Annotated in this window: 3 protein-coding genes; 1 reads left to right on the top strand and 2 read right to left on the bottom strand. The window is 63.4% G+C overall.

Features of this window, described 5'->3' with window-relative positions; all coding sequences use genetic code 11:
• Positions 1 to 12: 12 nt before the first annotated feature.
• Complete coding sequence (locus EN749_RS33600; RefSeq protein ID WP_127268413.1) at positions 13 to 972, bottom strand: sugar-binding transcriptional regulator; 960 nt, start codon at positions 970 to 972, stop codon at positions 13 to 15.
• Positions 973 to 1,218: 246 nt separating this feature from the next.
• Between EN749_RS33600 and EN749_RS33605 the strand changes: the two genes are divergently transcribed.
• Positions 1,219 to 1,851, top strand: a complete 633-nt coding sequence (locus tag EN749_RS33605; RefSeq protein WP_128364781.1) for an HAD family phosphatase — start codon at positions 1,219 to 1,221, stop codon at positions 1,849 to 1,851.
• 269 nt (positions 1,852 to 2,120) lie between these two features.
• Here EN749_RS33605 and EN749_RS33610 read toward each other — a convergent pair whose 3' ends face one another.
• Positions 2,121 to 2,888 (bottom strand): class II aldolase and adducin N-terminal domain-containing protein, encoded by a 768-nt coding sequence (locus tag EN749_RS33610; RefSeq protein WP_127399017.1) that lies wholly within the window; start codon positions 2,886 to 2,888, stop codon positions 2,121 to 2,123.
• Between the last annotated feature and the right edge of the window lie 74 nt (positions 2,889 to 2,962).

Raw genomic sequence — 2,962 nt, forward strand, 5'->3', positions numbered from 1 at the left:
GTGTGGTTCCGGTCAGATGTTGGCCAGCAGGGCGGCGGCGGTCCGTTCATCGGTGATGAGGCCGTTGATCAGCCGCCGGTTCGCGGCCGCCAGGATGCCTGGCAGCTTTCGTTCGCCCATGGCCAGTGCGATGACCAGCGATTTCTCGCGTGACGGAAGCGACGCCGACGACACCCGGTCGTTGGTGATGCCCTCGATCATGCGGCCCTCCCTGTCGAATACCCAGCCGACGATCTCGGCGATGCCGCCGGCCTTCTGCAGCGCCTTCAATTCGCTCTCCGAAATGAAGCCGTCTTCGTAGAGCGGCGCCTTTGGGCCGAGATCGCCGATGCCGATGAAGGTGACGTCGGCCTCGGCGGCAAGCGCAAGCGTCGGCTGGATCATCGGCTGGTTGAGCAGCATCTCGCGCTCCTCCGGCGACGAGGCGATGACCGGCAGCGGCATCGGGAACGAGCGCGCCTTGACCCTGTCGGCCATGGTGAAGATGACGTTGTAGAAGGCTGCCGAGCCGTCCGGCGAGATGTTGCCGGTCAACGACACCACCTTGTGCTGCGGGCATTCCATCGGCGGCAACTGCTCGATCGCCGCCTTCAGCGTGCGCCCGGTGCCGATCGCCATGACGATCGGGGTCGGTGACCGCAACCGCCGCTCGATCTCGGCGGCAGCCGCCTCGGCGATGCCGATCGTGGTCGAGGACGAATTGGGGTCGCTCGGCACCACCTCGACCAGATCGAGCGCAAAGCGCGATCTCAGCCGTGCCGCCAGATCGAGGCAGTTGGCGATCGGATGGTCGACGCGAACCTTGATCAAGCCCTCCGACACCGCCAGCGATACCAGCCGCTGCGCCGTTTGCCGCGAAATGCCGAGCGTCGAAGCGATCTGGTCCTGTGTGTTGCCGGCAACATAATAAAGCCAGCCGGCGCGCGCCGCATCGTCCAGCCTGTTGCTGCCACCATCCTGCCGGCTATTCAAAGTCCTGCCTCCCGAGACCGCCGGTCATGAGAGCGGCCCATGCCCACTTTCGCAGGGAACGGCCTGCTGCGCAATTGTCAATCTTGGGAGCAATTGCTTGCTGTCCATCGGCGTAGGCACGGCCAGTTTTTCTGCCTGTGTCGCCAAAGAGACTTGGCCGCGGTCCCGGCAGGCGGCAGGTTCTTGCGCTCCGAAGGTTTATCTCCCGGCTCAAACCCTTTAAGGGATGGCAAAAAGGAGCCTCGCATGATGCCGAAAGCGGTTTTCTGGGACATGGACGGCACGCTGGTCGACAGCGAACCGCTGCACGAAGCAGCCCTGATGGCGGCGATGCGCAATGTCGGCCTTGTCCCGCCGGACGATCTGCATGAGCGCGTGCTCGGCGTTGCCGCTTGGCCGGTCTACGAGATGATGCGCGACGAGTTCGGCCTGGACCTGCCTTTCGACGACTGGATCGCGCGCAAATACGAGCATTATCTGCCGTTGGTCGAGGGGCTGAAGCCGCGCCCCGGCGCGATCGAGATCTTCAACGAGCTGCGTGCAAGAGGCATCCAGCAGGCCGTGGTCTCGAATTCGGACCGGATGATCGTCGACGCCAATCTGAGCATGGTCGGCCTGATCTACCCCGGCATGAAGACGATCAGCCGCAATGATGTGCGCGAAGGTAAGCCGCATGCCGAGCCGTTCCTGCGCGCCGCCTATCTGGCCGATGTCGACCCTGCGCACGCCGTGGCGATCGACGACAGCTGGCCGGGCGCCATGGCGGGACTGGCGGCGGGCATGAAAACGATCTTCTGGCCGGAAAAGCCGATGGAAGGCCCGCCCGGCGCCGTCGTCATCAACAGCGCCGAGGAATTGCGGACTGAACTGGGGCTTTAAGCTTGGGGAAAGTGGGTGGCTCTTCCTGCGACGTCGATGATTGGCGAAACCGGCGAATAAGAGCGTCCTTCTCCCCGTCACTATACGGGGAGAAATGCCCGGCAGGGCAATGAGGGGCGGCGCCGCGATTGACAATGAAGGCGCTTTCCATGGCGTATTGAGATCACGGTCAGGCCGAGTTTTGGTTCGTCCCACACTTTCGGGGCTTGCGCCGCCCCTCATCCGCCTGCCGGCACCTTCTCCCCGTATAGTGACGGGGAGAAGGCTCCTCAATTCCGGTAGGCCGGTTCCTGCTCGTCGAGGATCGCCTTCAACTCGCTGAGATGGCGTTCGGCCTGGCCGGGATAGTCGTCCATCTCGCTCGCGGCCTTTTCGGCGATCGCATCGGAAAGCGTGCGCAGCGGGCGGCCGGTCCACAGCGCCTTGATGTAGGTCTCGGCGGCGCGTTCGAAATAGAACATGCGGTTGAAGGCATCGGCGACCGTGTCGCCGATGACCAGCACGCCGTGATTGCCCATCACCATCACCTTGACCTTGGGATCGACGAGAAGCTGCGAGCAGCGCTCGCCCTCCTCCTCGAAGGCCAGCCCGCCATAATGCGCGTCCACGACATGGCGATTGAAGAACATCGCCGAATTCTGGTCGATCGGCGGCAGTGTCGAGTCAGCGAGCGATGCCAGCACCGTGGCGTGGATCGAGTGCACATGCATGACGCAGCGCGCGTGGCGCACATTGCGATGGATGGCACCATGCAGTCCCCACGCCGTCGGGTCGGGCGCATTGGGGCCGGAGAGCGTTTCTGGATCGTTGGCATCGATCATCAGAAGGTCGCTCGCCTTGATGCGCGAGAAATGCACCTGGTTGGGGTTCATCAGGAACTGTGTGCCGTCGTCATTGACGGCCAGCGAGAAATGATTGGCGACCGCCTCGTGCATATTGAGCCGTGCCGTCCAGCGGAAGGCGCAGGCGAGATCGACGCGCTCCTCATAGAAGGGCAGGTTGGTCAGCGTTTCCTTTTGCAGGCGGGCGATGCTCATCCTAAAATCCTCCGGTTTCGGCAAGAATGCCGTGGCCAGTCGATCCCCGCAACCGGTTTTGGTTGGTGCAGGGA

This window comes from Mesorhizobium sp. M7A.F.Ca.ET.027.02.1.1 (assembly GCF_004022985.1).
Lineage (GTDB): Bacteria > Pseudomonadota > Alphaproteobacteria > Rhizobiales > Rhizobiaceae > Mesorhizobium.